The organism is Bacteroides ihuae, assembly GCF_900104585.1.
Taxonomy (GTDB): domain Bacteria; phylum Bacteroidota; class Bacteroidia; order Bacteroidales; family Bacteroidaceae; genus Bacteroides; species Bacteroides ihuae.
The window spans coordinates 57,285-83,546 of sequence record NZ_FNVX01000005.1 but is presented as its reverse complement, the minus strand read 5'-3'; the positions used below and the strand labels follow the sequence as shown (position 1 = coordinate 83,546).

The following is a 26,262-nucleotide window of genomic DNA, read 5'->3' as shown; positions in this document are numbered from 1 at the left end:
AATAATAATTTAGTTATGACTAAGAAGAAATTCATCACTTGTGATGGTAATCAGGCTGCTGCGCATATCTCGTATATGTTCTCGGAAGTAGCTGCGATTTATCCTATCACTCCATCTTCGACTATGGCCGAATACGTAGACGAATGGGCTGCCGCAGGACGTAAGAACATCTTCGGCGAAACAGTATTGGTGCAGGAAATGCAATCAGAAGGCGGTGCCGCAGGTGCTCTTCATGGTTCACTTCAGGCTGGCGCATTGACTACTACTTATACAGCTTCTCAGGGTCTTCTTTTGATGATTCCGAATATGTATAAGATTTCAGGTGAATTGCTCCCATGTGTGTTCCACGTATCGGCACGCGCATTGGCAACTCAAGCACTGTCTATCTTCGGAGATCACCAAGATGTAATGGCTGCTCGCCAGACAGGTTTTGCTATGTTGGTAGAAGGTTCTGTACAAGAGGTGATGGACCTTTCAGGTGTATCGCATTTAGCTACACTGAAATCTCGCATCCCTTTCATGAACATCTTCGACGGATTCCGTACATCACACGAAATTCAAAAGATTGAAATGTTGGAAAACGAGGATTTGGCTCCGCTGATCGATCAAGATGCTTTAGCTGAATTCCGCAAACGTGCCCTTAACCCATCTGCTCCAGTAGCACGTGGTATGGCCGAAAACCCTGATGTATACTTCCAACACAGAGAAGCAGCTAACTCTTTCTACGAGGATGTTCCTGCTATCGTAGAGGAATATATGAATGAAATCGCGAAAATCACAGGCCGCAAACATAACTTATTCGATTACTACGGAGCTGAAGATGCTGAGCGTGTTATTATCGCTATGGGATCTGTTACTGAAGCTGCTCGCGAAGCTATCGACCACTTAACTTCTCTAGGAGAGAAAGTAGGTTTGGTTTCTGTACACTTGTACCGCCCATTCTCTGCTAAGCATTTCCTTGGTGCCGTGCCTAAAACGGTTAAAAACATTGCAGTACTCGACAGAACAAAAGAACCGGGTGCTAACGGAGAACCTCTATATTTGGACGTTAAAGACTGCTTCTACGGAACAGAAAACGCTCCGGTTATCGTTGGTGGACGTTATGGCCTTTCTTCTAAAGATACAACTCCTGCGCAGATTCTTTCTGTATTCGAGAACCTTGCATTGCCATTACCAAAGAACCATTTCACAATCGGTATTGTAGATGATGTAACATTTACTTCTCTACCGATGAAAGAAGAAATCGCTTTAGGTGGTGAAGGTATGTACGAAGCTAAATTCTACGGTTTAGGTGCTGATGGTACCGTGGGCGCAAACAAGAACTCGGTGAAGATCATCGGAGACAATACTGACAAATATTGCCAGGCATATTTCTCTTATGACTCGAAGAAATCAGGTGGTTTTACTTGTTCTCACCTTCGTTTTGGTAATACTGCTATCCGCTCTACTTATTTGGTAAACACTCCAAACTTCGTAGCATGCCACGTACAGGCTTACCTAAAAATGTACGACGTAACTCGCGGTTTGCAGAAGAACGGTACTTTCTTGCTGAACACAATCTGGAATGATGAAGAGTTGGCCAAGAATCTGCCAAATAAAGTAAAACGTAATTTTGCTAAGAATAATATTACTGTTTATTATATCAACGCTACACAGATAGCACAAGAAATTGGTTTGGGCAACCGTACCAATACGATTCTTCAATCTGCATTCTTCCGTATCACAGCTGTAATCCCTGTTGATCTGGCTGTTGAACAAATGAAGAAATTCATTGTGAAATCTTACGGCAAGAAGGGTGAAGATGTGATCAACAAGAACTACGCAGCTGTAGATCGTGGTGGCGAATACAAACAAATGACTGTAGATCCTTCTTGGGCTAACTTGTCTGACGAAAGTGAAGCAAAGAATAATCACCCGGCATTTATTAACGAAGTTGTTTATCCTGTAAATGCACAAGATGGTGACTTACTTCCTGTTTCTGCTTTCAAAGGTATTGAAGACGGAACATGGCAACAAGGAACAGCTAAGTACGAAAAACGTGGCGTTGCAGCTTTCGTTCCTGAATGGGAACCCGAAAACTGTATCCAATGTAATAAGTGTGCTTATGTTTGTCCTCACGCTTGTATCCGTCCATTCGTTCTCGATACAGAAGAACAAAAATCGGCTAACTTTACAACACTGAAGGCTGTTGGTAAACAATTTGCTGATATGACTTTCCGTATTCAGGTGAGTGCTCTTGACTGCTTGGGTTGCAACAACTGTGTTGATGTATGTCCGGGTAACCCAAAAAAGGGTGGCAAGGCTTTGACTATGAAGCACTTGGAATCTCAATTAAAAGAAGTTCCTAACTGGGAATATTGTGTTGACACAGTGAAGAGCAAACAACACCTGGTAGATGTTAAGTCTAACGTGAAGAATTCTCAGTTTGCAACTCCATTGTTCGAGTTCTCAGGAGCTTGCTCTGGTTGCGGTGAAACTCCTTATGTGAAACTGATCACTCAGTTGTTTGGTGACCGCGAAATGGTGGCCAACGCTACTGGATGTTCATCTATCTACTCTGGTTCAGTACCTGCTACTCCTTATACTACAAATGAAGACGGACAAGGACCTGCTTGGGCTAATTCATTGTTCGAAGACTTCTGCGAATTCGGTATGGGTATGGAACTTGCTAACGAAAAGATGCGTGCTCGTATTGCAAGATTGATGACTGAAGCTCAGGCGTCAGATTGCTGCTCAGATGAGTTAAAAGCTTTATTCAGTGAATGGGTAGAGAATATGCTTAATGCTGATAAGACCAAAGAACTGACTGAAAAGATCGTTCCATTGGTAGAGGCTTGCGATTGCAAACATTGCAAAGAAATTGCTTCTTTGAAACACTACCTAGTGAAACGTTCTCAATGGATCATTGGTGGTGACGGTGCTTCTTATGACATCGGTTATGGTGGCCTTGACCACGCAATTGCCAGTGGTAAAGATATAAACATCTTAGTACTTGACACTGAGATTTACTCAAACACGGGTGGACAGTCATCTAAATCGACTCCGGTAGGTGCTATCGCTAAGTTTGCTGCTTCAGGTAAGAGAGTACGTAAGAAAGACCTTGGTCTGATGGCTACTACTTACGGTTACGTATACGTTGCACAAATTGCAATGGGTGCCGACCAAGCTCAAACACTGAAAGCTATCCGCGAAGCAGAAGCATATCCCGGACCATCACTTATCATCGCTTATTCTCCATGTATCAGCCACGGTTTGAAAGCCGGTATGGGCAAAGCTCAGGAAGAGCAAGACGATGCTGTTAAGTGCGGTTACTGGCACTTGTGGCGTTACAATCCTGCTTTGGAGGCAGAAGGAAAGAACCCATTCTTGCTTGATTCGAAAGAGCCAAACTGGGATGAATTCCAAAACTTCTTGAAGGGTGAAGTACGTTACAGCTCTGTAATGAAGCAATGTCCTACTGAAGCTGCTGAACTATTCAAAGCTGCAGAAGATAACGCTAAGTGGAGATATGGCAACTACAAACGTCTGGCCAACCAAGCTTGGGGAAAAGATGCTGAATAATCAATCGATTATAATATAATAAAAAGGGGCGCCCGAATGGACGTCCCTTTTTTAATTCAAAGAATATAAAACGAGAAAAATAAACACTCTTACAAGATCGGAATATTCTTTTTTAAAACTTCTTCTGCGCAACGATAACCTTCTTCATAGAAGACCGTAAGTTTCTTTACATTTCGTTCAATACGATCCACATTCACGGGATTCAACGGACGTATTACAGTAATCCGTCCTTCATCTTCCATTCGTTCCACCAGTTCCAACTGTTCATTATAAACAGCATTCCTACGGCTAAATGCTTCACGTAACTTGGGGTATTTATGATAGAAGAAAGAAGGAACTTTGATATCTTTTACCTCTTTGCGATAACCCCGATTACGAGTAAGCACCACCACATTTTGAGTAAACCCGTCTTCGATGGCATGAAGTAAAGGAATGGAATCGACAACACCTCCATCTAGCATCGGTGTATCATCGACCAATGCGATCGGACAGACAAAGGGTAGGCTACTCGAAGCCTTGGCTATATCAATTAATCTTTTCTTATCATGTTTCTCTTCAAAGTAATTGGCTTCACCCGTTAAGCAATTGGTGGTAACCATCACATAGTGCTCAGGCGAAGAGAAATAAGTGTCATAGTCATACGGAAGAATGTGCTCTGGAAACTCAGTGAACAACAAATCGAAGTCCATGATATTTCGTTTTCTAAGTAAATGCTTGAGACCAATATAGTTATACTTATCTAACAAATCAATATTACTATACTTAGCTCTTCCCCGCTGGTGTGACATGTATGACAATCCATTGCATGCCCCGGCAGAAACTCCAATTGTATAAGGGAAGCGGATGTTATGATCCATAAAAAGGTCCAGCACTCCACAAGTGAAAACACCACGCATTCCACCTCCTTCAAGTACTAGTCCGGTAGTTCTATCAATATTCATGTTCATTGTTTATCTATTCTGTCTCTGATGATACCCTCCCAAGAGAAACAACATAATAACATAAGTGATATAATTCCTTTTTTCTTTCTGCACGAAGGAGAAGAATTACAGATTAATTTAGAGAGCAAAATAAGTGAATTTTTTGTTCGTTATAGCTCTTTTTATCAGAAAAAGAAAACCACGCACCCTGCAAACTAGAGACTAGTTACAGATGATGCGTGGCTTATATTCTAGAAATAATCTATTATCTATTCTTTATAACCTGATAATTGCAGTCTGTGAATATCATCTTTTGATATAGAAGGATTTTCTCCAGCTTCAAAATGATCTCTGACCAGTTGGGCAACCTTAGCAGCATCTTCTTCAGATAAGAAGGTCTGTTTATTTCCTAAGGCAGGCACAAAAGGTTGATAAACAACAGTCTGCTTTCCTTTCAATATTTTATATCCGTATCCATTTGGTTCTACCTTCACCACTTCAATCTGATAAGCATGTTTATCTTGATGCTTATAATAAAAAAGTACTACGGAAACAACTGCTACAAGCAATAACAGAGGAATATAAATTTTCTTATTCGTCACGATTTTCATAAGGAGATAATTCATACATGTCATCAAGATAGCTACTACTACCAGCGGCTCCAGTCACTACAAAACCTCTCTTTCCAGTGGAAAAGCTTACAGCACTCGTGCGTGAAGAACCTTGATTGCCTGAATTTAATAGAGCAAAAGGAGTATAATCATCATCGCTATCTCCTGACCATAAATCTGTAGCAGGATCATAAATCCAATAATCTGATTTTAAGCTACTATTACGATCACCCGTAACAAAGTACCCTTTCCCATCTATAACGAAACTAACTGCGCCAGAACGAGCTATGTTATCATAATCGTCATCATAGTCTTCATCAGAATTTACATCAGCAATATCTCTCAACTCTGTAGTGACACCAGTTGATGGATTATAGCTCCAAAAGTCTGTTGGGCATACACTATTAGCTACACCACCAACAATATAGGCTACATTATCAATGACAAAGGCCGTACCAAACATTCTTTTATCTACGGATAAGCCGGTAACAACTGTCCACTGAGATCCATTAGCCGCAGTTGGATCAAATCTATAAAAATCTTTTTTATAATTTGAAGTATCAAATCCAGTTCCAACATAAGCATAATTACCTATGTTAAAAGCAAGTGCACCATAACGAAGACCACCAGCAAAATCATCTTGCTGCGTCCACGCATCAGTAGAAGGGTTATACTCCCACGTATCTTTCATACAAACATTATCGTCACCAATTCCAGTTGTAATGTATCCTTTCTCCCCAACAGTAAAGCCTACAGCTTTATTACGGTAACTAGCTGCTGTCGGCATGTCAGCTAATTGTGTCCAATAATTACCATCTATATCATATACCCATAGATCGTTTAGAAAAGGTTCCGTCGCACTCGCATTATAACCTGTAGCAAGATACCCTTTATGTCCAATAGTAAATGCTGCCGCATAGCCTCTAACCGGACCATCAAGAGCCGCACGCTTATACCATACTCCTACAGTGTAATCATCATCGCTCGTGCACGAACTAAAAAAAGGCATTATCATGCACAACAAAAATAAAGCGAGTATCATTTTTTTGGTTGAATTCCAAACTGTTACATTCATCTTTTCTATACGGTTTTAATGGTTAATTATTGAGTCGCAAATGTAGGTGGGAAACCAATAGCTAAAAAAAAGAATCGACGAATAGCCTATTTCTATCTACAAAACACTATAAAACACAATATAGTCGATAAAAAAAGGAAATCCGTCGATAACTTTTGGTCTGCGAAGAGTAAATAGCTTCTTTTGCCGAATCGTAAACCTCAACTATTAGTAGAATGAATCCCAAAATTTGGATCTTTTCATCTTTTTTATTTGTCTTGCTTATTACCTCCTGCAGAGACGAAGTAAACAGTGCAGGAAGTAAGTGGCTTACAAGCTCTTTTAATAATGTGCAAACAGATACTTGCACAGTAGAATTAAGCACTATTTTAGCTGACTCTGTCGCCACCTCCAGCGATACACTTTGTCAGTTAGGACATTATAACAATTCACTCTGGGGAGATATAAAGTCCTCATTTTATGCAGAATATAATGTAGCATCAAATAGTTTTAGTCAAGGAACTACTTATCGGTTTGATTCCATTACTATTACACTTAAACCGACAGGAGATTATGTAGGAGATACATTGAGTACGCCTCAACATATTTATATGCATCGCCTAAAGAAGAATATAAGTTTTGATGATGAGGGATATCTATATAATCACTCAACCGTCCCTTATGATTCAGAATCATTTGCTACCTTAACATTCAAGAACGAACCCAAAAGGAAGAAGGAGTTGGAAGTACGTTTGCCAGATGCATTTGGAGAAGAGCTATTCACTCTAATGAAAAATAGATCAATATCGGTAAGCTCTCAAGAATATTTTAGAAATTATCTCAAAGGAATTGTTTTTGTTCCAGATAGTAACGATAATTGTATCAGTGGCTTTGCCGTTAACAGTTCGAGCCTTTGCATAACCCTATATTATCGCAGAATGGAATCATCTCCTGTTGACTTAACAACAACATTTACACCAAGTTCCACTCTTTCTTTCGGCCGTATCGTTCACGACCGAAGTGATTCCCCTCTAAAAAATTTAAAAGCAGGTACCTCAAACGCATTATCTTCCACCAAAAGTGACAATCAGGCCTTCATACAAGGAATGACAGGTACATACACAAAAATAGAATTCCCGTATTTAAATAATCTACGGTCACAAGGAGATATGGTCACCATTGAAAGCGCTGTTCTATATTTATATCCGGTTCAAGGCACTTATGGAACAACAATGCCATTGCCGACCGCACTAACCATGTATACTGCTAATAGTAAGAACCTAACTCAATCTAGTATTACTGACTCTTATGGGACAAATGTACAGGATGGAAGTTTAGTTATAAACAAGGCAAGTTACAATGGCACTTACTATACTTTTGATCTTACTTCATTCATGCAAACTAATCTAGGCACTATTGGGGACAACAGACAAAAACTGATGTTGATGCTCCCTAACAGTTCATTCCTTACGACATTAAATGGAGTTACATTTGGAGATGCCGACCACAAAACTAGCAGAGTAAAGTTGGCAGTGATATACAAAACACATAACGAACAATGAGAAAAATACTATTTACTATATTTGCCATCTGTGCTTTGAGTTCAATAACTGCACAAAATACTACTAACTCACCGACTTCAATGTTTGGCATCGGCGAAATATCGACAGGAGATGGTGGACAATTTTCGGGAATGGGAGGCGTTGGCATAGCACTGCGAGGAAATAGTTTTTTGAATGCGACTAATCCTGCTGCACTGACAGAACTAGATAGTCTAAAGTTCACCATAGAAGTAGGCGTGATGGGCGCATATAAACGATATCATCAATCAGCAAGTACAAATAGATCAAAGGTTGGTAATATAAATAATTTAGGAGTAGGATTCCGGATGCTCCCACGATGGTACACTGCGGTTTCCATTTCACCGGTAAGTAGTGTCGGATACGGTATTTCACTCGATCAGCAAGTAGTAGGAACCACTGCTACCATTTCCTCATATTTTGAGGGCGAGGGTGGGCTTTCAAGAATCAATTTAAGCAATGCATTCTTAATCGGTAAACGCTTCTCACTAGGAGTCAACTTATCTTATATTACAGGTACTATCACTGAAACAGAAACCAATGGTACTGCAAGTCAAACAAGTACCTCCTATAAGAATACTTTTTATGCCGACTTGGGTTTACAGTATAAGCTACCTATAGAAAAAAATAAAGACATAGTTATAGGAGCTACTTATGGCTATTCTCAACCCTTAACACAAGACAATAGTCTAGCTGTCAGTAGTAGTACTGGAGGCGAAAGCATAGACGAGTCTGAGCATACAGTTAAACAGTATATGCCACAATTCTTCGGTCTAGGTTTAGCTTACAACTCTTTAAAGTGGACTTTTTCTGCTGATTATAAATATACAGAATGGAGTAAAATGAAATCTTCTAGAGCCATCGTCAGCTTTGCAAATCAACAAAGCGTAAAAGCTGGATTGTCATATATATTAGGTAGTCCTTATAAAAATCCTGTTAGATTTATGCTTGGTGGAGGCATTGGCAATTCATACCTAATAATTAAAAGCAATAAAGTAACTAATTACTTTGTTAGTACTGGATTAGGACTCACTCTTCGAAACAAAAATATACTATCTTTAGGAGTAAAATATGGCGATCAAACAAAAGTAGTTAAAGGAATGCCACACGAACAAAGTGTAGCACTCTACTTTAATCTTTCTTTTAGCGAACGCACTTATAGGGGAAAATTAAAATAACCATATTCTCTTTTCATCCTTTTTATGCTAAAATGCGACTCAGAAAAGATAATTAATGTATCTTTGCCGCATAAATAAACATATATATACATTAGAATGAAGAAGATAGTACTTATTGCAACTTTAGGGTTGTTAAGCCTCAACCTTTTAGCTCAAGATAGCAAAAAGGAAGAAGGCTTTGTTTTCACTACCGTAAAGGAGAACCCCATTACTTCCATTAAAAACCAGAATCGCTCTAGTACGTGTTGGAGTTTCTCAAGTCTTGGCTTTTTTGAATCAGAATTGCTACGCTTAGGAAAAGGTGAATATGATTTCTCTGAAATGTATGTTGTACACCGCACTATGACTGATCGTGCCGAACACTATGTACGCCTGCATGGAGATAGTTCGTTCTCTCCAGGAGGCAGCTTCTACGATGTGGTTTATTGTATGAAAAACTACGGGTTAGTGCCACAAACAGTAATGAACGGAATTATGTATGGTGATACATTGCCTGTACATAACGAATTGGATGCTGTAGCAGAAGGTTATATGAATGCCATTGCCAAAGGCAAGCTAACTAAGCTAACCCCTGTATGGGAAAACGGAATAAATGCCATTTATGATACTTATTTAGGCCAATGCCCCGAGAAGTTTACTTATAAAGGTAAAGAATACACTCCACTGACGTTTGAACAATCATTAGAGTTGAATACAGATGACTATGTGTCAATAACCTCTTATATTCATCATCCATTCTATAAAAAATTTGCTCTTGAGATTCAAGATAATTGGCGCAATGGAGAATCATGGAATCTGCCAATAGATGAATTTATGGCTGTAATAGATAATGCTATTAATAAAGGTTTTACCGTTGCATGGGGTAGTGATGTTAGTGAGTCAGGATTTACACGCAATGGCATCGCTGTTGTTCCTGATGTAAATCGCGCCGATCTCTCTGGTTCAGACATGGCTCGTTGGACAGGATTACCTTTAGCTGATAAGCAAAAGGAACTAGCCTTAAAGCCAAGCATTGAAAAAGAGATCACACAAGAGATGCGTCAGGTAGGCTTTGACAATTGGGAAACCACTGATGATCATGGAATGTTGATTTACGGTATAGCCAAAGATCAAACAGGAAAAGAATACTATATGGTGAAGAACTCTTGGGGAACCAAAAATAAGTATAAGGGAACATGGTATGCTTCAAAAGCTTTTGTGAAGTACAAAACCATGAATATCTTAGTTCACAAAGATGCACTGCCCAAAGAAATAGCTAAGAAACTAGGGATTAAGTAATCGTTTCTAATCTTCTTAAAACAAAAAAGCAGTAGATTCAGATAAATCTGAATCTACTGCTTTTTTGTTCATTATTGCCCCCTCCAAAAATGATATCTCACCCCATTTTGTATCTTCTACATAACTCCTCCAACCACAATCAGTTACATCAACACATTGAATATCTCGACTTAACAAATTATAAGTTAGGTATCAGAGTAATATAAAAAACGAATAAGGATAGTTCTATTTGAGACAAGACAGATGCATATAAAATAACAAACTATCCACATAAAAAGCATACATCTAAATGATGAAGCTGATTTGTTTGTTTAAGATATATTCTTATCTATTGCTGTCCGGTAAAAATTAGTGGACCAAAAAATTAGGGCTGTTTTCCTCTCTTGGAATCCAGCCCTTTTTCTTTCCTTTGCAGTTACCACACCTAAAAGGAAAATCTATGGGCAAAAATACATATTTTACCGGACAGCCGCTTTATGCGCAGCTATTAAAATTGATCGATAGCCAAGAAATTGCAAGAATAAGCCGAAAAGGTTTGCATGAGCGCTATGTGAAGAAGCTAGACGGCTACTCTCACTTTGTAATAATGCTCTACGCCGTGCTGATGCGCTATGATTCTCTACGTGAAATCGTAATAGGAATGCTCTCTGAGGCAAATAAGATCAATCACCTAGGCATAGATTACATGGTAAAACGCAGCACTTTGGCAGAAGCCAACAATAGGCGCAGTAATGAGTTCTTTGAGCAGATATATTTCTCCCTATACCGGAAATACAAAAATGATTTAGCGGACAGCCGAACGGACAAGGCTTGGGAGCGCTTGCTGCACATCATGGATTCTACTACAATAACACTGTTTTCAAACGTTTTGAAAGGTGTAGGCCGCAATCCCAAGCATGGAAAGAAGAAAGGAGGCATAAAGGTTCACACTGTGCTCAAAGCCGAGGAAGGAGTACCTTATAACATTCATTTCACATCGGCAGCAACTCACGATCATGTTATGCTTACTAAACTAAAACTGACAAATGGGGCATTCATAGCCATGGATAGGGCATATATAGACTATAAGGTCTTTCAAGAATTAACAGACAACGGAGTCTTTTATGTAACCAAAATGAAGAAAAGCCTACGCTACACCCCTCTTAACGGCCATTTTCTTGTGAATAAAGATGGGCTGGTTGTACTAAGCGATCATATGATAGAGCTTAAAAAGGACGATATAACACATGTTTCACGTCGGATAGAGTATTGGGAGGAAAAGAAGAAGTACTCAAGCGTTCTTCTGACCAATAACTTTGAGTTGGAACCGGAAGAAATTATTGCCATTTATTTACGGCGCTGGCAGATAGAGAGCCTGTTCAAGCAGTTGAAGCAGAATTTTCCACTCAGATACTTCTTTGGAGAGAGCGTAAACGCAATCAAAACACAGATATGGGTAACACTTATTGCAAACTTACTATTATCTGTCATAAGAAAACGAATTAAACGGAAATGGAGCTTCTCAAATCTTGTAACAATCATAAGGCAGACACTCATGTACTACATTGACCTCTATATGTTCTGCGAAAATCCGGAAAAAGCATGGTTGAGAATCATTAACCAGTCCAGTTTATCACCTCCAGAACCAACACTCTTTGATTAAGAGGGCTTGCTTTTTGAAGGAAAAAGCCGAACTGCCTTTTTATAGGCAATTCGGACAGATATTTTATGCTTTTCAATTTTTACCGGACAGCAATAATTCTTATCCATTTTAGATATTTCATTATCCGATATATCTCCTTACATTTATAACAATTGTCTGAATTCCAAATAGATTAAACATAGAGAGATAAAAAAAACAAAATGAATTGGAGTATCAAAAGAGAGAACTGGATATCATGTTTGATGCTGTCACTTAATATCTGTTGTTGGGCACAAACAGGAACGAATAGTGAACCAGTGAAATATCTTGGTGGAGAAGTCGCCAACCCAAATGTGCACGACGGATCGTTGCGCTACGCCATTGGTGTGGAGAACATCCAAGTTCTGAGAGCCAACCGAACAAATCCGCAATATGCAGATAACTTTGGTTGGACATACAATCATGCTCCAAATCTGACGTATTGGAACAACACTTTCTATCTTCAATACTTAAGCAATCCCATCAATGAACAAGAACCTCCGGGGCATACCCTGCTTGTTACTTCGCACAATGGAAGAAACTGGGGAAAACCAATTGAGATCTTCCCTACCTACAAAGCGCCGAAAGGGGTAAATATTCCCGAAGGATACACAGGCTACATCATGCATCAGCGCATGGGCTTTTACACTGCTCCCAACGGACGGTTACTTATTGTTGCATTCTACGGACATTCTTATAATCCATTTCAACAAGGAGGTATTGGGCGTGTAGTCCGAGAAGCTTATAAAGATGGAACTTTCGGCCCTATTCATTTCATCCGTTACGAAAGTCAAGCGCAGTGGAATGAAACAAACACAACCTACCCTTTTTATAAAAGATCAAAAGACAAAGAATTTATCGAAGCGTGTGATGCACTACTCAAAGATAAATTAAAAACACTCCAATGGTTAGATGAAGACCGAGGTATTGATGGTTTTTATTCAATAAAGGATTCCATCAATACGGTACAAGCACTGTCTTATTTTCATCGCAAGGATGGAGAAGTGGTAGCTCTGTGGAAGAAGTCATTTGCAGCATTATCACCTGACAATGGATTGAGCTGGTCGGCTCCAAGAAAAATATCAACCCTAATTATGGCAGGAGGTAAGAACTGGGGACAAAGGACTAAAGATGGTCGTTTCGCAATGTGCTACAATCCAATAGAGACACAGCAATACCGATATCCACTTATTGTGACCAGCAGTGATGACGGAATATTGTTCGACAACATGGGCGTAATACACGGAGAAGTTCCTCCAAGAAGATACTATGGTGACTGTAAGGACTTTGGGCCCAATTATTTAAGAGGTATCACTGAAGGAGAAGCGATTCCTCCGGGAAACAATATGTGGGTGACCTACAGCGTTAATAAAGAAGATATCTGGATAAGTCGTATTCCATTGCCCATAAAAGTAGAGTCAGAAGAATCTGTTTCCGATAACTTCAACGAACTAGAAACTGCAAGTGCTGTACCTAATTGGAATATCTACTCTCCGCTGTGGGCAAAAGTAAGTGTTACTGATTTCCCCTCTAAAAAAAATAAAAGTCTCACTTTTGAAGATCAAGATCCTTATGATTACGCCAAAGCTATCTGTGTATTTAAAGCAAGTAAACAAGCTACGGTTGAATTCAAAGTACTTGCAGAACAAATAGATAACGGAACTTTCCAGATTGACGTTACTGACAAACATGGCGACTGTGCAGTCAGATTGATCTTTGAAGATGCCCAAATAAAAGTGTGCGCAAATGAAAACAAAAAAACAATAAGCACCTATCGCCCCCAACAATGGTATTCAATAGCAATGCAGATTTTCACTGAAGGCTTAGGAACATATACTATATCAATTGACGGAAAGCAAAAGCTGAAGAATGAGTCATTGATGGGAGCGGTGAAATCAATAGAAAGATTGTCTTTCAGAACGGGTGATTACAGAAATTACCCTGATCGAAAAACCCCTAACCAAATGCCTTATGAACCATTAAATGGTGCTGATAAGCCTGCAAAAAAAGCCATTTATCATCTAGACGAAGTACATACTTCTTCGATAGATAACAATGGCCTAAAACAATGAAATGAAAAGGATTAATCTTCGGATGTATTCCCGAAATCATTGAATTTACAAAATGTACGAATATATTATAACGAAAAGATTGGATTACAGACTATAACAAAAGCCTCTTTTCAAGCCTATAGCAAGGCAGAAGAGAGGCTTTTTGTATTATGTATGAGAAAGATAGAAAGATAATCCCTTATGGTCTATCCTTTTTAGAGAAGCCAAAGGAAAGAGAGGGTTGACTTCCCATTTCAAACTCAAGCACACCACCCGCTACAATATCTTTATAATGAATATAAGATTTAGTGTAAGGTTTATGATTGAGCCTTACAGACTGAATATACATATTTTCTTTGCTGTTATTATGGGCGATAATCTTAAAAATCTTATTCGCTCCCACAGCTAATTCAGCTTCATTAACGATCGGAGTACCAAAGATATAAACGCCTCCGGCAGGGTTCACCTGATATATACCGAGTGCAGACAGAACATACCATGCAGACATTTGGCCAACATCTTCATTACCGCACAAACCATCCGGAGCATCATGATATAAAGTGTGCATCACCTCGCGCAATCTCGGAGCTGACTTGTATGGCTTCCCTACATAGTTGTATAAATAAAGAATGTGGTGACTTGGCTCGTTGCCATGCGCATACTGCCCTATTAAACCCGAGATGTCAGGTGCAGCATCTTTTCCTAAATCGCCTTTCACTTCAAACAATGAGTCTAATTTCGAGGTAAAAACCTCATCACTTCCAAACAAATTGATTAATCCATGTACATCATGCGGTACAAGCCATACATACTGCCAAGCATTGCCTTCTGTATAATCACCTTTACCCGGAGTGGTCAGAAATGGATCGAAAGGTTCACTAAAACTTCCGGTGGATGAAAGACCACGCATAAAGTGTGTGCTCTTATCCCAATAAAATTGATAAGACTGACTCCTACGATGAAAATATGTATAGTCATCCTTCTTACCCAGTTGTTGAGCAACCTGTGCTATGCAACCATCCGCCAAAGCATATTCAAGCCCTTTGGCAGTCGTTTCGTTTGTCGGCTCTTTATCATAAGGAATATAACCATATGCTTTCAGCAAATTCATCGAACGTTCATCAAGCATAGCTGAGGTTTTCATAGCCTCAAAGGCCACTTCTTTATCTGCTACAAATCCTTTCAATAACAAATCAGCCAATACGGGAATGCCGGGATTACCCACCATGCAATCCGTCTCATTGCCCATCAAATGCCACACGGGCAACTTTCCTTGCTGCCTAAAAATAGCCAGTAACGTTTGAGCATAATCTCTCATACGTTCCGGGTGGACCAGCGTGGCCAGAGGATGTGCAGCCCGATAAGTATCCCATAATGAGAAAGTGGTATAATTCACAAAATCAGCTTTTCTGTAGATCTTTCCATCACTACCCCGATAGTCTCCATTCACATCACAAAAAACAGATGGAGCAATCATCGTATGATAGAAAGCGGTATAAAAGATTCTTTTATCAACATCATTATCCATAGAAACTTGTATCTTCTCCAACTCTTTGTTCCAGAGAGATTTCGCTTTATCGGCCACTGCATTAAAATGACGTGAGCCAACCTCAGCTTTCAAGTTCAATTTTGCATTCTCTACACTAACAGCAGAAAGACCAACCTTAATATAAAGTGGATCATTTTCTCCATTCGTTATAAAAGAGAAGATACCAACAGAATCATTAATAGCTGTAAAGTGACGAATCGGTTTAGAAAAGACGGCTGCAAAGTAGACCTGTTGATTCTTTGCCCACCCGGTTGAGATACGATATCCGGAAATCGAACTATCGTTTTCTTGCACCAAACGACTATCGGTCCATTGATCCCAACCAATTCCTTTTTGCAAATCGACTACCACCATCGCCTCTCCTTTTGAAGGAAAGGTATATCGATGAAATCCTGTTCGTGCTGTAGCAGTGAGTTCCACATTTATATTAGATGGGGATAAACGAACCGAATAATATCCCGGCGATACTTTTTCATGATCATGATTAAAACAGGAAACACGACTTTGGTCTTGGGTAGGAAAGAAGGTGATATCGCCCAAGTCGCCTATACCTGTTCCACTGAGATGCGAGTGGCTGAAACCAACCAAAACAGAATCACTATAATGGTAACCGGAGCACCAGTCCCAGCCCCTGACGGGTTCTGTTGGGCCCAACTGAACAAAGCCAAAGGGGACATTCGCTCCCACAAACACATGTCCGTGTCCGCCGGAACCGATTCTCGGATCAACATACTGAACGGGATTCTTGCTTTTTGCCGCAAATGCCTGTTGCCCACAACCCATAAAGCCCCAGAACAATATCCCGGCTAGTTGTACAAATTTAAACTTATTCACTTGATTTCTATTTTATCAGTTAATCGTATATCATTCGAGGAAGTTCCTATCTGGAGTTGAAAGTCGCCAGATTCTACTACCCGTTTCATTTCTATATTTATCAAGGAGAAATCTTCCTCCGTAAGCAGAAAACAAACGCGTTTTACTTCTCCTTTTTTTATAAAGAGGCGTTGATAGTGTTTGAGTTGCTTCATCGGTTGCACTACCGATGCATATTCATCCCGAAGATAAAGTTGAGCAACTTCATCACCGTCGTATTTCCCTGTATTCTTGATATCAAAAGACACTTCGAAACAAGAAGAAGCCTTTTGTGATATTTTCAAGTTCGAGTACTCAAAAGTAGAAAAGCTTAGCCCATATCCAAAAGGATAAAGTGGCGCGGAAGACATTTCAACATAATCATGGCTAGCCGGATTTTTTTTATTGTAATAAACAGGAAGTTGTCCAACGTTTCTTGGCACTGAAACCGGTAAGCGGCCGGCAGGGTTATAATCGCCAAACAAAACATCTGCAATCGCATCGCCTCCTTCTTGTCCGGGATACCAGGCGGTAAGTAAAGCATCCGCGTGATCGGCCGCCCAGTTTTTATCCAGCGGACGTCCTTCAATATAAATCACAATCAACGGTTTCCCCGTGGCTTTGAGCGCTTTGAGCAAATCCATTTGCTTGCCCATAAGTCCCAAAGACCCTCTATCAAATCCCTCTCCGCACTCCATGTCACTCACCGCATTAGAAGTTGTAATTGCAGCTCCGGTCTCTTTATAGCTTGTTTTAAAATCACGGGCACTGGAACCACCGACTACAGCAATAACCACATCAGCACGACGAGCGGCATCAACAGCTTTCTCCAAATCACAATTAGCCGTATCACGAATAGCACACCCCTTAACGTATTCAACATGTGAAGCGCCAATTTTCTTTTTAATCCCTTCCAAAACCGTAACCACATTACTCTCTTCTTGAGGGGCCGTATAATCACCAAGCATATTGTATAAATTATCGGCATTAGGACCCACAACAGCCACTCTACTAATTTGTTTGGAAAGTGGCAAAGTCTCTTTTTCATTTTTCAATAAAGTGATCAACTGTTGAGCACAATTACGTGCCAACTGAATATGCTCAGCAGAACGCACTTCCTTCTTCGCTTTCTGAGGATTTACATAAGGATGTTCAAACAGCCCCATCTCAAATTTTAAACGCAGAACCCGACAAACAGCCGTATCAATCAAGGCTTCATCGATCTTCTTTTCACGCACCTGCTGAGTTAAAGTAGCAAAAGCATCCCCTCCCAAATCCGCGTCAAGACCAGCGGTAAGTGCCATGGCAGCCGCTTCAGCATTTGAAGAAGCAACAAAGTGCTGAGCATGAAGACCTTCAATACTGTAAAGATCAGAAATAGAGAAACCACGGAAGTTCCATTCGTTATGTAGCAATTGTGTCAATAGATAATGGTTAGCTGTTGTAGGAATCCCGTCCATTGAATTGTATGACGTCATCACAGACAATGCGCCTGCTTGTATTGCTTTACGAAAAGGGGGTAAAAAATCAGTCAGCAAATCCCTTCTTCCAACAAAAGACGGATTGCCATTTTGTCCACCCTCTGGTATCCCATAAGCAATAAAATGTTTTAATGTAGCGACAGTCGCATATGCTTGATTCAGCTTTCCGCCACCAAGACCCTTCACCATAGCAGCAGCCAAAGAGCCTGACAAAACAGGGTCTTCACCGAAGGTTTCCTCCACCCGAGACCATCGTGGATCACGAGCCAAATCGATTACCGGCCCGTAACTGATATGTCCTCCTTGTAAACGTATCTCCTTACCAATAGCCCTCCCCTCTTCTTCTAACAAAGAAGGGCGCCAAGTAGCAGCCATGCCTATACCGGTAGGGAAAACGGTAGTACCAATAGCCATATGACCGTGAGGTGCCTCTTCTGCTAAAAACAGAGGAATACCCAAAGGTGTATTTTCAATCACATACTTCTGTAAAGCGTTGCCAGCCTTAGCAGCAGATTCAGGTCTCAGTCCGTTTTCTAACGTTTTCTTTGTCCACGGATCCGCTCTATAAACGCCCCAAAGCATACCCGCATGTTTTTCCTTTACTAAAGATTTAAATCGTTCAGAGACCTTTACCTGGTTTCCTTTTAAATCATACATCTCCCATCCCAAGGGGCATAATAGTTGTCCCACTTTCTCTTCCAAAGTCATGCGACGGAGCAGATCCTCTGTGCGAATCTCTACGGATAAATTAGGATTCCTATAAGGAAAAGCCTGTTGTGCCGAAAGATATAATGAGCAAAAAAAGAATGCAAGCTCGCTCAATACAATTTTTCTTTTATACATAATTACTTCCTTAAAATAATAAAAGACTTTTCTCCACTCGTCACAAGAGGGGGGAAAGAGGAAAAAAGTCTATGTGTAAATTAATAAACTCAAAATATTATCAAATCATTGTCTTTCATTCAACTCTCATCTCTGCTATTCCAATTCGATCATCATCACTGATCATACGGGTTGCTTTAAACATTAGGTACCGAGCATATACCGGTGCAAAATACACCTTTTGCCAAACAGGATTATTCCTTATATTAGAAAATTCACCTGCAGAAATCACTTGACCTATCACATTGTCAGTCATGCCAACTCTAAGTTCATAGTTAGAGATTAGGCCTTTATTAGACTGATCCGGTAAATAGGAAAAAGAATGAATCAATCGCTTCTCGCCCAAATCAATCAGAACAGTCTTTCCAGCCACAAAGCAGGTTGTACTATCGTTCCTATCAATGCATTTCTTCATCTGTTCAGCATCGACTTGTGGCAGTGTACAGGGATATCCCTGTATTTCCATTTGTTTATCCTTAGTAGCATTGAACAGTAAATCACTGCCAGAATAAAAAACTTCAATATTATTGATACACAAACAAGCCCGAGCAGCAGTAAAGCGAATTCGGATACGATTCGTTGATACAGTTATAAAACGAAGAATTCGTTTATAGCCAATAGTTGTTGTCTCTTCATTCAACTTCACCGAATGCCATTGTTTATTCATATAATACTCCACAACAAATGATTGCACCCGTTGTCCAAGTGGAATATACTCTTGTAGTAACAATCTATTTATTCTTTGTCTATGCGGCAAATTAAATTCAATAGTCGCCTTTGTTACGCTATCCTCTGTAGCCCAGTAAGTATCATAATTGCCATCCGTCACTGCTTTCCCTGAATATTGGCCTCCGCGATCATTCGAAACACGAGGATGGATGCCCTCCAATAAATTATGAGATAATTCCTTTTTAATCTGAAGATGATAATTCACAGCATTGGTAGAATCGGTTGGATGAATCAAGCCATCCCGATCTATCGGGAAATTAAGTAAAAGATTTGCATTATGTCCCACGCTTCGATAATACAGGTCAACCAATTGCTCTACGGATTTCACCCGATCATCTTCATTAGGATGATAGAACCATCCGGGTCTGATCGAGACATCACATTCTCCCGGCACCCATTTATCTCCATCAGCATGCCCATATTGCAACTCAGGATAGTTTTCATAACCGGGATATACCTCTGTTGATCGTAAAAAAGACCAATTAGTTGCTCCGGCAAATCCTTCTTCATTACCAATCCATCGGCAACCCGGACCACCATCTGAAAAAATAATTGCTTCCGGTTGGAGTTCTTCCACCATTCGATAAGCGCGTCCAAAATCGTAATATGTTTTTCTATCTATTCTACGTATTTCTTTTGTTCCGCCATACCATCCATCGCCTCCGTTAGCTCCGTCAAACCAAACCTCAGAAATATTGCCATACTGCGTAAGCAGTTCCCTAAGCTGCTTATAGAAGTACTCCACATATTCAGGTGTGCCATAATTGGCTTGATGCCTGTCCCATGGAGAAAGATAAACGCCAAATTTCAAGCCATATTTCTTACATGCTGCAGACAGTTCGCCAACAATGTCACCTTTTCCATTTTTATAAGGAGCATTACGAATGCAATAATCAGTAAGATGCGTTGGCCAAAGACAAAAGCCATCATGATGTTTAGCCGTAATGATGACTTCTTTTATGCCTGCCTTCAGAAAAGTCTGAACCCATTGCTCACAATCTAGTTTTGTAGGATTAAATACCTGCGGAGAAACATCTCCATATCCCCATTCTTTATCGTCGAATGTATTTAGCCCAAAATGCACAAAAGCCAATGTCTCCATCTGCTGCCATCTCACTTGTTTACCCAAAGGTATAGGTGCAATGGGCTTGGGAGTGTCAATGGTAGAGGCCGGCATTAAGGTGTTAAATGCGAATAAAAACAAAGCGACTATTAGTGAATATTTTCTCATTAGTACAATATCTTTTCTTATTAAAAAATTAGATCAATGAATAAACCAACTATCAGGCACATCTTGGGGGACGCTTCCATTTAAGCTGTATTGCAACTTTAATGTAAAGCCTCCGCCACCTTCAACAAAATCAAGACAGAAAGGATGAATTCCTTTTTCCAATGCCGCCTGCCCACTCTTTTCGATGGCAGAATGCAATCCGTCATTATTGACAATAACCTGATCATTCAGATACAGCATTCCACCATCATCGCAAGTAAAATAGAAGCTGTATATTCCTGTTTCCGGCACTTTTATATAGCCTTTGTATTTCAAAGCAAACGCAGGAGTCACAAATTCTTTGGGAACTGCTACATTCGATACAACCATTTCCTTGTCTCTGATTTCCTTTATTTTTTTTGTACTGTTGAATAACCCGTCATAGAAGGAACACGATAAGCCATCTTCCGTTTTCTCTCTTAATTTGGTTGGTTTTGCCATTGACATCTTACGATAGTTAACTGTATAGACATCTCCTTTAGCACCATTCGGACTCAACAAAGCAAATTTCAGCTGAACCGGCTTATTAATTTTCAGTGCTCCCTCTAATTTCTTTGAGTTAAGATTCGGGATAGAACCATCCAGAGTATAATAAACGGATAATTGAGGAAGTGGATTATTAACCATAAACAATGCCTCTTTCACAAAAACACCTTCCAATACAAATCCGGTAAGATCCGGCAAGCGATAATGAACCTTCATTGCGTCTAAACGAGAAAAATGAGCCAATAGACGTTTTGAATAGCCATCGTACAGGTTTTGATTAGTCCACAAACGTTCGGCTAATGCGGTCAACCGAGGAAATAACAAATAATCGGCCCGTTGTTCAGAAGGAATCTTCTCACTCCACAGATTTGCCTGAGCACCTTGCACCAAGGACTCTGCTTTATTTGCAGAAAAAACATCATAAACAACGTTCATATCATAGACAGCTCTAAGACTACTTTTGTCGGGCGTGTAATCAAAATACAGAGGATTGGTAGGTGACATGATTACGGGGTTACCTTTATGAGCTGCCTTCTCTAGTGAGCTCTTTACCCATCCCCTCCAATACATTACATTAATACTAGAGTCCACATCGCCATCAAGAACATCGTCCCAAGCAATCACTTGCCTGCCTTTGGACTTGACAAATTCAGAAACACGATGTACAAAGTAAGTCTGTAGTTCATTCAGACTTTTGATATTCTCTTTCTCCATCAACTGTTTACAAAGATCCGACTTTTCCCATGTTGTCTTATCTACCTCATCTGCCCCAATATGAATATATTTAGAAGGAAAAAGTTCCATAATTTCAGATAATACATCTTCTACAAAGGTATAAACATCTTCTTTACATGGGCATAATGGAGTAGAAAACAACTTGCCCCAACCGACTTTTTTTACATCAACAAGGTAAGGATAAGCATTAATAGCAGCCAACATATGGCCAGGCATATCTATCTCGGGAATTATATCAACATGACGTTCTGCAGCATATTGCACCAGATCACGAATTTGGTCTTGCGTAAAATATCCTCCATAAAGCTTTAGACTATCTCTACTGATAATATAGCGCTGATCAATCTCAAAATCAGGATTTTCCTTTGCCAGATTCATACAGATTGTATCTTGATTATTAAATTTGCGCCAAGCACCTTGAGCGGTTAATTCTGGATATTTCTTTATCTCAATACGCCACCCTTGATCATCTGTCAGATGTAGATGCAGTTTATTCATTTTATAGAATGCCATGCGATCAATGTGCCTCTTCAAATAATCAATGGAGAAAAAGTGACGGGACACATCAATCATCGTCCCGCGCCAGGCGAAAGCCGGTTTATCTAAAATATGGAGCGCCGGTAAAGACAAGGTGCCGCTAACTTTTGTCTCTAACTCTACCTGTTCAGGCAGCAACTGCCTGAGAGTTTGTAAAGCATAAAATAGTCCCCGCGAGTCAGATGCTTCAATAAGCACTTTCGTCGAAGTAATCGTTAGTTCATACGCTTCATTTTCTTTCAATCGATTGGAGTAGTCGATCTCTAGACTATTATCTCCCGGCTCTGCACTCAGATTCCTTCCCAATAATGGAGTCAAAAGCGATTGCAAATAAGAGACCTCTTTCCCAAAATGTCCTTGATCTCTTATTATTAATTGAGTTCGTGATGACAATTGAAACTTCCCGTCGAGCATTTCAATCTTTTGAGGAAAAGGAATCAATGCAGGCTCAACACACTTGGTCTGGGCAAACACCGTTATATAGATTAAGGAAAAGAAAGCGGATATTATTATTTTTGTCTTCATGTTTTCGAAATAATTCAAGCATTTGGCTATAGATCAAGATTAAGATCCCCTATTACCTCATTTCTTTAGCTGATTTAGAATGGGAGTTTTAATTGTTCTCACTTCAGTTCTAATATGATCATTAACCTGCTCGAATATCAATATTTTATTCAAGCCTTTCTTTAACCATACACCTGGTACATAAAGCGTCTGCTGAGGTCCCACATTCCAGTAACGTCCAAGGTTTTTCCCATTGACAAAAATGATTCCTTTTCCCCAATCACTCATATCAATAAAAGTATCTCCTACGTTTGTCAAAGAAAAAGTTCCTTCATAAACAAGTGGGCGACCAACCAAAGCATCCGTAGATAATGTTTTATTGGAATATACGTCTGCGTGTGAAAATGCCTCTAAATCAGGAGCCTCATCCATTGGCAGCTTATACATTTCCCAGTTTCCATCCATCTCCATATCGTCTATTTTCACCGGGCTGATAATGCCTTTCTTATTGTTTACTATCTCAGAACCATAATTAATACGCCCCATATTTTCAACTAAAAGTTGCAGCGTAGAGTTGAATGGAATATTTATCGGCATTTTGTATTTCTTATCATATCGATTGAGTTCTCCAACCTTTTCGCCATTTACATAGACAATGGCATAATCACGAAGCCCTGAAACATCTAAAATTCCACTTATCGGTTGATTAAAGCGCCTTGAATAAAGCACATAGCCATATCCTTGATTCAACTGTTCGAAGGTAAGAGGCACATCACTTTCTACTTTGTTACCCTTTTCCAAATAACTCAACACATCGGCAACACGCGTTAATTTTATAGATGGAATCTCTATTACAGGTATAGGAGCTGGTACAGGAGGCAACTTCCATTTTACATTTCTGCTTATCACTGAACGCAAGGAATCATATTTAGGAGTAACCCAACCTGCCTCACTTATCGGAGCATCATAGTCGTAACTTGTGAGATCAGGCTGAATATCATGTTTATTATCATAGTTTGCACCACTAGTAAACCCAAAGTTAGTACCTCCATGTGCCATATATAAATTAAAAGAAACATCATTCTTTAAATAATTATCAGCTGTACGAGCGATGGCTGAGGCAGATACTGACGGAAAAGGTTCCGCCCAATGAGATAACCAACCCGGATAGAACTCTGCAACCATATAAGGTCCTTTACCCCCATTATATTTGTCAACAGCCTTCTTCAAATTAATAACATTATTTTCCCCATTTGCAGTTGGCAACACGCCTTCTATAGAACCACCTTCAAACAACCACGTACCATCGGACGTGAATAAAGGTGTATTAAAGCCCGCCTTTAAGAGTTGTTCCTTTATCTTAGCATTGTATTTTCGATGTTCCTCCAAAGGAATATCTTTTCGTTGTGAAACATAAGAACCAAATTCGTTCTCAACCTGCACCATAATGATAGGTCCCCCATTGGTGATCAACAGATCTTTAACCTCTTGGTACAACCTTTTTATGTATAAATCCGTATATTTAAGAAATTGGTCATTATCTCTACGCAGTTCAAGTCCTTCAACATTTTGCAGCCACCAAGGATAACCACCAAATTCCCATTCAGCACAAGCGTAGGGCCCAAAACGGAGAATCACATGCAACCCTTCTTCTGCAGCGATCTTAATATATTCTCTTAAATTTTTATCACCACTGAAATCCCATTTCCCCGGTTCTACCTCATGCATATTCCAAAAAACGTACGTAGCAACAGTATTAAGCCCCATCGCTTTGAGCATTTTCATGCGATGTTTCCAGTATTGATGAGGAATCCTATTATAGTGCATTTCCCCCGAAATAATTTGTATCGGTTTGCCATCATACATAAAATGACCATCCTTGATATTAAAAGCATGCTTATTTTGCGCCTCCACTTGAAGCGTGACTAATAGAAATAAGAAAAAGAGTGAAACAGCTATTCTAGAGAATTTTTTCATATATTATTCATTATATAAGTGCGATAAAGATCAAATAACAAAGGGCAAAGGAAACTAGTCCAATAACTATTTTCCCATTTTAGCAAGCACAACTCGGACTAATGGTGCTTGCTCATTGCAAATAAAGCTCAATTAATCAGACTAAGAAATATCTACTCTGATTAATTCTATATCTATTTCAAACTATAGTTCTGATTTTCGCTCCTCAATTCCTCTTTTTAGGCAAGCAAATGGAGAATAGAGCAATTTAATTTCTGTCGACTTTAATAATTCACAAGGACGATTAGATTATAACGAGTCTTTAGATATAGCAAAGGTACTAAAGTCTCTGTAGAAATCATTTTTTAATATCAATTTTTAGTAGCTTTGCATCATAGATAAAATCATATTACTATTTTGAGAGAAGCAAAGTAGTCTAAACGATTAATACATAATGAAAGAGAAATGAATACTTTATTTACAGGGGATCCATCTACTGTCACTCAGTTTTTCCCTCAGTTTTTAGTAAATGTCCACTGTTGCAGATATTGGTGGCTAAAAAACTGGGAACACAGTACACTTTCATTTCCTTACTGGAGAATCTATTATAATTTTGAAAGAGGGGGCATTCTTGAATATCAAGGTGAAGAGTTCCAGATGGAGGTAGATCAAATCTATTTAATAGCTCCTAATACCGATTATAAATCAAGGCTGAATGACCATAAAATTCCTAAAGATGGATACAGATTAGATGGTGGGAGTATTTGTGCTCTCCCAGAAGATAAACTCAAAAAACTTCTAGCAGAAGGAGTAATTAAGCATCTATTTATTCATTTCACATTAGGTTTTCCTTATGACAATACATCCCCAGGGATTTATGTGCTAAATATCAATGAAAATTTAAAAGAAAAGATAGACTTCTTACAACAGTATCTATCCTGTAACGCCAATATAAGCAAATTCAATATTCAAGCATTCTTAGTTATACAATCTTTGATCTGTGAAATACTAAAAAATATAGAAGAGAGCGAATGGGAACAACATAATACAAGTGATATAAGAGTTAGTAAAACTATTAATTACATAGAAAATCACTACGACCAAGATTTATCAAATGAATCTCTGGCAAGTAAAGCATGCATGTCAACAAATTCATTCTCACGCTTATTCAAGTCCGAAATAGGTGTTTCGCTTCAAAGATACATAAAAAAGAAAAGAATAGATTATGCGTGTTTACTCATCACACACTCTAACTTAAGCATTGATGAAGTTGCATCTAAAACCGGTTTTTCTAATAGATTTCACTTTACCCGAGTCTTTCATGAAATAACTAAGATAACTCCAGCTAAATATAAGACACTACTTTCATTATGAGAGATAGATTAAGC

General features: G+C 39.4%; 15 protein-coding genes. 7 read left to right on the top strand and 8 right to left on the bottom strand.

What is annotated here, in order from left to right; genetic code table 11:
- Window positions 1-15: 15 nt before the first annotated feature.
- Complete coding sequence (nifJ, locus tag BQ5338_RS06060; RefSeq protein WP_071145960.1) at window positions 16-3,561, top strand: pyruvate:ferredoxin (flavodoxin) oxidoreductase; 3,546 nt, start codon at window positions 16-18, stop codon at window positions 3,559-3,561.
- A gap of 89 nt (window positions 3,562-3,650) precedes the next feature.
- Here the strand turns inward: nifJ and BQ5338_RS06055 are convergent, their stop codons facing one another.
- From BQ5338_RS06055 to BQ5338_RS06045, 3 genes are all read right to left on the bottom strand, one after another.
- On the bottom strand, window positions 3,651-4,502 hold the full coding sequence (locus BQ5338_RS06055) for a patatin-like phospholipase family protein (RefSeq protein ID WP_071146801.1): 852 nt from the start codon (window positions 4,500-4,502) through the stop codon (window positions 3,651-3,653).
- A gap of 248 nt (window positions 4,503-4,750) precedes the next feature.
- Window positions 4,751-5,092, bottom strand: coding sequence for a DUF4907 domain-containing protein (locus BQ5338_RS06050; RefSeq protein ID WP_071145959.1), 342 nt, complete (start codon window positions 5,090-5,092; stop codon window positions 4,751-4,753).
- A complete protein-coding gene (locus BQ5338_RS06045) occupies window positions 5,073-6,167 on the bottom strand; it encodes a Kelch repeat-containing protein (protein WP_071145958.1) in 1,095 nt (364 codons plus the stop codon). Before BQ5338_RS06045 ends, BQ5338_RS06050 begins: the two co-directional genes overlap by 20 nt.
- Before the next feature lie 215 nt (window positions 6,168-6,382).
- Here BQ5338_RS06045 and BQ5338_RS06040 point away from each other — a divergent pair, with 215 nt between their 5' ends.
- The 5 genes from BQ5338_RS06040 to BQ5338_RS06020 all read left to right on the top strand — a co-directional run bounded on the left by BQ5338_RS06040 (window position 6,383) and on the right by BQ5338_RS06020 (window position 13,914).
- Window positions 6,383-7,708, top strand: coding sequence for a DUF4270 family protein (locus tag BQ5338_RS06040; RefSeq protein WP_071145957.1), 1,326 nt, complete (start codon window positions 6,383-6,385; stop codon window positions 7,706-7,708).
- Window positions 7,705-8,904, top strand: a complete 1,200-nt coding sequence (locus BQ5338_RS06035; protein WP_071145956.1) for a BamG family beta-barrel-assembly machinery protein — start codon at window positions 7,705-7,707, stop codon at window positions 8,902-8,904. The genes BQ5338_RS06040 and BQ5338_RS06035 overlap by 4 nt, the downstream gene beginning before the upstream one ends.
- Before the next feature lie 96 nt (window positions 8,905-9,000).
- On the top strand, window positions 9,001-10,182 hold the full coding sequence (locus BQ5338_RS06030; RefSeq protein ID WP_071145955.1) for a C1 family peptidase: 1,182 nt from the start codon (window positions 9,001-9,003) through the stop codon (window positions 10,180-10,182).
- A gap of 439 nt (window positions 10,183-10,621) precedes the next feature.
- A complete protein-coding gene (locus tag BQ5338_RS06025; RefSeq protein ID WP_071145038.1) occupies window positions 10,622-11,824 on the top strand; it encodes an IS4 family transposase in 1,203 nt (400 codons plus the stop codon).
- 200 nt (window positions 11,825-12,024) lie between these two features.
- Entirely contained in the window at window positions 12,025-13,914 is a 1,890-nt protein-coding gene (locus BQ5338_RS06020) for a sialidase/neuraminidase family protein (RefSeq protein ID WP_071145954.1), read from the top strand.
- 178 nt (window positions 13,915-14,092) lie between these two features.
- Here the strand turns inward: BQ5338_RS06020 and BQ5338_RS06015 are convergent, their stop codons facing one another.
- The 5 genes from BQ5338_RS06015 to BQ5338_RS05995 all read right to left on the bottom strand — a co-directional run bounded on the left by BQ5338_RS06015 (window position 14,093) and on the right by BQ5338_RS05995 (window position 24,895).
- Window positions 14,093-16,225 (bottom strand): GH92 family glycosyl hydrolase, encoded by a 2,133-nt coding sequence (locus BQ5338_RS06015; protein ID WP_071145953.1) that lies wholly within the window; start codon window positions 16,223-16,225, stop codon window positions 14,093-14,095.
- Window positions 16,226-16,272: 47 nt separating this feature from the next.
- Window positions 16,273-18,618, bottom strand: coding sequence for a glycoside hydrolase family 3 N-terminal domain-containing protein (locus BQ5338_RS06010; RefSeq protein WP_071145952.1), 2,346 nt, complete (start codon window positions 18,616-18,618; stop codon window positions 16,273-16,275).
- 115 nt (window positions 18,619-18,733) lie between these two features.
- Window positions 18,734-20,617, bottom strand: coding sequence for an alpha-L-fucosidase (locus BQ5338_RS06005; RefSeq protein WP_071145951.1), 1,884 nt, complete (start codon window positions 20,615-20,617; stop codon window positions 18,734-18,736).
- A gap of 33 nt (window positions 20,618-20,650) precedes the next feature.
- Window positions 20,651-22,939 carry a family 20 glycosylhydrolase gene (locus BQ5338_RS06000; RefSeq protein WP_071145950.1) on the bottom strand — a complete coding sequence of 763 codons (2,289 nt, stop codon included), beginning with the start codon at window positions 22,937-22,939 and terminating at the stop codon, window positions 20,651-20,653.
- A 57-nt stretch (window positions 22,940-22,996) separates the two neighbouring features.
- Window positions 22,997-24,895 (bottom strand): glycoside hydrolase family 35 protein, encoded by a 1,899-nt coding sequence (locus tag BQ5338_RS05995; RefSeq protein WP_071145949.1) that lies wholly within the window; start codon window positions 24,893-24,895, stop codon window positions 22,997-22,999.
- 444 nt (window positions 24,896-25,339) lie between these two features.
- Here BQ5338_RS05995 and BQ5338_RS05990 point away from each other — a divergent pair, with 444 nt between their 5' ends.
- Window positions 25,340-26,248, top strand: coding sequence for a helix-turn-helix domain-containing protein (locus BQ5338_RS05990; RefSeq protein WP_071145948.1), 909 nt, complete (start codon window positions 25,340-25,342; stop codon window positions 26,246-26,248).
- The last annotated feature ends 14 nt before the right edge of the window (window positions 26,249-26,262 follow it).